This is a genomic window from Streptomyces odonnellii (assembly GCF_000981895.1).
GTDB classification, from domain to species: domain Bacteria; phylum Actinomycetota; class Actinomycetes; order Streptomycetales; family Streptomycetaceae; genus Streptomyces; species Streptomyces odonnellii.
This window is the reverse complement of record NZ_LATD01000223.1, coordinates 1-5,778: the sequence shown is the minus strand read 5'-3', so window position 1 is coordinate 5,778 and position 5,778 is coordinate 1. Positions and strand designations below refer to the sequence as shown.

At 70.2% G+C, this 5,778-nt stretch carries 5 protein-coding genes and 1 pseudogene; 1 reads left to right on the top strand and 5 read right to left on the bottom strand.

Annotation, left to right across the window (positions count from 1 at the left end):
* The 5 genes and pseudogenes from WH07_RS38960 to WH07_RS20955 form a co-directional block, all read right to left on the bottom strand.
* Window positions 1–127: pseudogene (locus tag WH07_RS38960) on the bottom strand (ROK family glucokinase); the annotation flags it as partial.
* Window positions 128–450: 323 nt separating this feature from the next.
* Window positions 451–1,263 carry an ATP-binding cassette domain-containing protein gene (locus WH07_RS20970; RefSeq protein ID WP_046502202.1) on the bottom strand — a complete coding sequence of 271 codons (813 nt, stop codon included), beginning with the start codon at window positions 1,261–1,263 and terminating at the stop codon, window positions 451–453.
* Complete coding sequence (locus WH07_RS20965; RefSeq protein WP_046502200.1) at window positions 1,260–2,333, bottom strand: ABC transporter permease; 1,074 nt, start codon at window positions 2,331–2,333, stop codon at window positions 1,260–1,262. The genes WH07_RS20970 and WH07_RS20965 overlap by 4 nt, the downstream gene beginning before the upstream one ends.
* The gene (locus WH07_RS20960) at window positions 2,330–3,358 is read right to left on the bottom strand and encodes a sugar ABC transporter substrate-binding protein (protein WP_046502197.1); all 1,029 of its coding nucleotides are present in this window, start codon (window positions 3,356–3,358) and stop codon (window positions 2,330–2,332) included. Before WH07_RS20960 ends, WH07_RS20965 begins: the two co-directional genes overlap by 4 nt.
* Before the next feature lie 234 nt (window positions 3,359–3,592).
* Window positions 3,593–4,330 carry a GntR family transcriptional regulator gene (locus tag WH07_RS20955; RefSeq protein WP_046502205.1) on the bottom strand — a complete coding sequence of 246 codons (738 nt, stop codon included), beginning with the start codon at window positions 4,328–4,330 and terminating at the stop codon, window positions 3,593–3,595.
* A gap of 194 nt (window positions 4,331–4,524) precedes the next feature.
* Between WH07_RS20955 and WH07_RS20950 the strand changes: the two genes are divergently transcribed.
* Complete coding sequence (locus tag WH07_RS20950; protein WP_046502194.1) at window positions 4,525–5,529, top strand: Gfo/Idh/MocA family protein; 1,005 nt, start codon at window positions 4,525–4,527, stop codon at window positions 5,527–5,529.
* Window positions 5,530–5,778: the final 249 nt, after the last annotated feature.

The window sequence follows — 5,778 nt, the reverse complement described above, 5'->3', positions numbered from 1 at the left end:
TGTCGATACCGACGGTCGGGACCCGGGGCGCGGTGAGCAGCGAGCGGCGCTCGCGGGTGCCCGCGGTCCGCAGGACGGTGGCGCGGGCGGAGCCGCGGTGGGAGGTGAGGTCGCGGTAGGTGCTCATCGGCCGGACTCCCTCGTGCGGGTCGGCTCAGGCCCGGCCTGGGGTGTGTCGCTTCGGGCGGGCCGCGATTGGGGTGCTCGCACGGGTCGTGTCGTCCCTGGGATGAGGGGCCGGCCGGCCCGGATGGGCAGCGGCGGCGAACGGTGTCCGCCCTGGCAGATTGTGCCATCCGGGGCGGTCGGGGCCGGGTCAAGGTCCCCGCGGGCCGCTCCGGGGCGTCGCGGGCGTTTCGGGGGCGTGTGCCGGGCGTCACGGCCCGGGCAGGACTTTACGGACTTACGGATACGGACGCCTGCGCCGACGCGGAAGCGCCCCGGGCGCTCTCATGCGGTGTCGGTGGAGGCGCGCTCCAGTTCATGGCTCAGCTCCTCCAGCTCGGAGCCGCCCGCCATCTGGCGGGTCAGCTCGTCCAGAGTGATCGAGTCCCTGGTGTGGCTGCCCGCCATGGTCCCGCGCTTGAGCAGGACGAACCGGTCCCCGACCAGAAAGGCGTGGTGCGGGTTGTGGGTGATGAGCACGACCCCGAGTCCAGCGTCGCGTGCGGCGGCCACATATTTCAGCACCACACCCGACTGCTTCACCCCGAGCGCCGCGGTGGGCTCGTCAAGGACCAGGACCTTCGCGCCGAAGTGGACGGCGCGGGCGATGGCCACACACTGGCGCTCGCCGCCGGACAGGGTACCGATGGGCTGGTCGACATCGCGCAGGTCGATGCCCATCCGCAGCAGCGCGGTACGGGTCGTCTCCCGCATCAGCGCGACATCGAGCCGCTTGAGCGGCCCGCGTCCCCTGGTCGGCTCCGAGCCCAGGAAGAAGTTCCGCCAGACCGGCATCAGCGGCACCACCGCGAGGTCCTGGTAGACCGTGGCGATGCCCCGGTCCAGGGCCTCGCGCGGCGAGGTGAGCACGGTCTTCTCGCCCTCGATCAGGAAGTCGCCCGCGTCATGCCGGTGCAGCCCGGCGATGATCTTTATCAGGGTGGACTTGCCCGCGCCGTTGTCGCCCAGTACGCAACTGATCCCACCCGCGCGCACCTCCAGCGAGACGCCTTCCAGGGCGCGGACATTGCCGTAGTACTTGCTGACCCTGTCCAGCTCGACCAGCGCGCCGTCCGCGGCCCCGCCATCCGCCGTCATCGTGTCGCCTCCGCACGCTTGCGCACCCATGCGTTGAGCAGGGTGGCCAGAAGGAGCATCGCTCCGAGGAAGAACTTGAACCAGTCCGGGTTCCACTCCGCGTAGACGATGCCCTTGCTGGTCATGCCGAAGATGAACGCGCCGACCGCGGAGCCGATCGCCGAACCGTAACCGCCGGTGATCAGACAGCCGCCGATGACCGCCGCGATGATATAGATCAGCTCGTTGCCGACACCCTCGCCGGACTGGACGACATCGAACGAGAACAGCAGATGCTGTCCGGCGACCCAGGCGCAGAAGGCCACGCCCATGTACAGCCCGATCCTGGTCCTGGTGACCGGTACGCCGACCGCGCGGGCGGCCTCCGCGTTCCCGCCCACCGCGAAGATCCAGTTGCCGAAGCGGGTCCGCAGCAGGATCCAGGTGGCCAGCGCCACCAGCGCGGCCCACCACAGGATGGTGACCTTCAGCTCGACATCGCCGAGGGTGAGCTGCGAGGCGAAGAGCTTCCTGGCGGAGGGGAAGCCCTCCATGTCGGCGATGGTCTTGGTGGAGACCGTGCCGCTGATCAGTTTGGTCAGCCCGAGATTGAGGCCGGTGAGCATCAGGAAGGTGCCCAGCGTGATGATGAAGCTGGGCAGTTTCGTACGGGTCAGCATCACGCCGTTGAAGGCGCCGAGGGCCAGCGTGACCAGCAGGGACACCCCGACGCCCACCCAGACGTTCGCGGTCATCTGGTAGCTGAACATCGAGGAGACCAGCGCGGAGCTGGTCACCATCACACCGGCGGACAGATCGAACTCGCCGCCGATCATCAGCAGCGCCACCGGCACCGCCATGATCCCGATCGTGGAGGCCGCGTACAGGACGGTGCCGAAGCTGGACGCCCGGAGGAAGGAGTCGGCGACGACCGAGAAGAAGAGGAAGACGGCGAGGGCGCCGACGACCGCGCCGAGTTCGGGGCGGCCGAGGAGCGCGCGCAGCGGTGAGACACGGAGCAGCCGCTCGTCCCCGCCCTGCCCGTCGGGCTTGTCGTCCAGCGGGGGCACCGGGGGCGCGGTCGCCGTCATCGGGTCCCCCGCTCGGTGTACGCGGCCAGTGCCCCGGCGTCCTTCTTGGTGATGATCTGCGGTCCGGTGAGGACCGGCCGCCCGCCGCCGAGCACATCGGCGTTGTAGCGGTAGAGCCAGAGCAGGTCCACGGCCTCGTACCCCTGGAGGTACGGCTGCTGGTCGACGGCGAAGCCGAGCGTCCCGGCGGTGAGCCCGGCGGCGACCTTGGCGTTCAGGTCGAAGGTGTCGATCTCCGCGTCGCTGCCCGCGCCCTGCTTCGCCTTGACGGCGGCGTCCGCGAAGGGCGCGCCGAGGGTGACGACGGCGTCGATGCTCTTGTCGCTCTGGAGCTTGGCCTCGATGGACGCCTGCACGTCCGGCATGTTCGTACCGTCGACATAGAGGTTCTCGAGCTGTCCGCCGAAGTTCTTCCCGGCTCCCGCGCACCGCTGTTCAAGGCCGACATTGCCCTGTTCATGGATGACGCAGAGGGCCTTCTTCCTGCCGCGCGCGCCGAGTTCGTCGCCGACGGCCTCGCCCGCTATCGACTCGTCCTGGCCTATGTGGGTCAGCGCGCCGAACGACTTCGACTGCTCGGCCCCGGAGTTCACGGTGATCACCGGGATGCCGGCCCTGACGGCCTTGGTGACGACGTCCTTCATCGCGTCGGGCTTGGCCAGCGAGACGATCAGCCCGTCGACCTTCTTGTCGATGTACGACTGGACGAGCTGGGCCTGCTGCTGGCCCTCGTCGCTGTGCGCGTAGAGGAAGTCGATGTTGTCCTTGACGGCCGCCTGCTTGGCGCCGTTCTGGACGATGTCCCAGAAGGTGTCCCCGTCACCGGAGTGGGTGACCATGGCCACCGTCCACTTCGGTGTGTTCACGGCGGCCCGCCCCTGGGCGCTCGCCGCCTGCCGCGCCCGCTCCTCCTCGGCGCGCTTGCCGCCCGTGCTGCTGCATCCGGCGAGGGCCGAGACCCCGAGCACCGCCGCCAGTACCGCGCTCAGCGCGCGTACCCGTACCCCTGTCCGAACCGTTGCCACGACGCCGCGCCCTTCTTGCTGAACTCGTCGGTACGGCCGGGGCCCCTGCGGATCCGGCCCGGCCGCCCAAGTATCGGCCATACGTGTTCGCCGGGTGGTCACCGGGTGGCCCACCGGATGTTCCCGAGTTCTAGTCCCGCTCTCGTAGAGGCGTCAATACTTTGTCCGTACATTCTTACGAAGAAGACATATGTCAAGCCCTTGCGCGCAGACTGGCGCACTGCGCACTGCGCACTACGGACGCACGAGGAGCTGGAACTCGAAGGCGTACCGCGACGCCCGGTAGATGTGCGAGCCGAACTCCACGGCCCGCCCGGTGTCGTCGAACGTGATCCGTTCCATGGTGAGCAGCGGTGCGCCGCCCGCCTCCGCCAGCAGCCCGCCTTCCTCGGCCGTCGCGGCCCGCGCCCCGATCGACTGCCGGGCGCTGTGCAGGGTGATCCCGGCGGAGCGCATCATCCGGTACAGACCGGTGGCCTCCAGACGCTCGGTGTCGCAGTCGATGAGACCGGCCGGAAGGTGATTGCGCAGATACGCCATCGGCTCGTCGTGCGCGTACCGGAGCCGCTCGACGAGCTGTACGTCCGTGCCCTCGGCTACCCCCAGCGCGGCGGCGACCTCCGCCGCGGCCGGTTCGAGGGTGTTGCGCAGGACCCGGGTGGCCGGGCGCTGGCCCGCCGCCTCCAGGTCGTCGTACAGGCTGCTCAGCTCCAGCGGGCGCTTGACCTGGCTGTGCACGACCTGGGTGCCCACGCCTCTGCGGCGCACCAGCAGCCCCTTGTCGACCAGGGACTGGATGGCCTGGCGGACGGTGGGGCGGGACAGCCCGAGCCGCCCGGCCAGCTCGATCTCGTTGCCGAGCAGACTGCCCGGCGCCAGCCTGCCCCGCTCGATCGCCGCCTCCAACTGCTGCGAGAGCTGGAAGTACAGCGGGACGGGGCTGGTGCGGTCGACGCTGAGCTGGAGCGGCAGGTCACGCGCCTGCTGTCCGGGCGTCTCCCGTTCAGGCGCCTCCTGTCCGGGCGTCTCCTGTCCGGCTTGGGCTGGTCTCGGCTGATGGGGCACGGGCCGAGCGTAGTCGCACTGTTTCTTGACGGGAAGGCGGGAAGTTCGATTGTCAGGACAAATGCTTGACATCGTGAGCGGCATACGGCCACCTTGGGGCCATGCGCATCGGACTCATCGGCACGGGCCGTATCGGTACTTTTCACGCGGACGTGCTCAGCCGCCATCGCGAGGTCGGCTCCCTGGTCGTCGCGGACATCGACCCGGCACGGGTGGCGGAGGTCGCCGACCGTACGGGATCGACCGCCGCCCCCTCCGTCGACGAGATCTTCACCTGGGGCGTGGACGCCGTGGTGATCGCCTCGGCCACCTCCTCGCACGCCGACCTGATCAGCCGCGCGGCCCGCGCGGGACTGCCCGCCTTCTGTGAGAAGCCCATCGCCCTCGATCTGGCCGGCACGCTCGGCGCGCTGCGGGAGGTCGAGGCGGCGGGCACGGTGCTCCAGCTCGGCTTCATGCGCCGCTTCGACGCGGGGTACGGGGCGGCGCGCGAGCTCGTACGGTCGGGCCGGCTCGGCCGGCTGCACACCGTACGGGCGATCACCTCGGACCCGGCGCCGCCGCCCGCCGCGTATCTGCCGCTCTCCGGCGGGCTGTACCGTGACTGCCTGGTGCACGACTTCGACATCCTGCGCTGGGTCACCGGCCGCGAGGTGGTGGAGGTGTACGCGACGGGTTCGGACGGCGGGCCTGGGATGTTCCGGGACGCGGGCGACATCGACACCGCCGCGGCGGTGCTCACCCTGGACGACGGGACGCTCGCGACGGCGACGGCCACCCGCCGCAATGGCGCGGGCTATGACGTACGGATGGAACTGGCCGGCGAGAACGACCAGTTCGCGGTCGGCCTCGACGACCGTACGCCGATCACCTCGACCGAACCGAAGGGCCCGCCGCCCTGCGACAACCCGTGGCCGGGGTTCCTGGAGCGGTTCGCCCCCGCGTACGAGGCGGAGATGGACGCCTTTCTGAAGGTGGTCGCGGGCGAGCTGGAGAATCCGTGCGACGGCGGGGAGGCACTGCACGCGCTGCGTATCGCGGAGGCGTGCGAGCTGTCGCGGCGGGAGCACCGGCCGGTCGCGCTGGCGGAGATCCCCGCGGGCTGATCCCCGCGCGGTCCGTTTCCAGGTCCTGTCCGGTCGGTCTTCGTGGATCAGACCGCGGCGTCTGGTGGAGGGGGTCCCTCCCGTGCCGTTCAGGCCACGGGGGAGCATCGCAAGGCGGAGGATCGCCCGTGTACTGGACGTACTCGGGCGACTCCGACAACGCAGCCAGGTGCCGTGCCAGGCGTTCCGGGCCCACGAAGACCGGCCGGACAGGGCCTAGGGCGTGTCTTCAAAGTCCCGTCTGCCCGG

Excerpts from the sequence above, each read along its gene's own strand:
- WH07_RS20950 (WP_046502194.1), top strand. The coding sequence starts at position 4,525 with ATGCGCATCGGACTCATCGGCACGGGCCGTATCGGTACTTTTCACGCG.
- WH07_RS20970 (WP_046502202.1), bottom strand. The coding sequence starts at position 1,263 with ATGACGGCGGATGGCGGGGCCGCGGACGGCGCGCTGGTCGAGCTGGAC.
- WH07_RS20965 (WP_046502200.1), bottom strand. The coding sequence starts at position 2,333 with ATGACGGCGACCGCGCCCCCGGTGCCCCCGCTGGACGACAAGCCCGAC.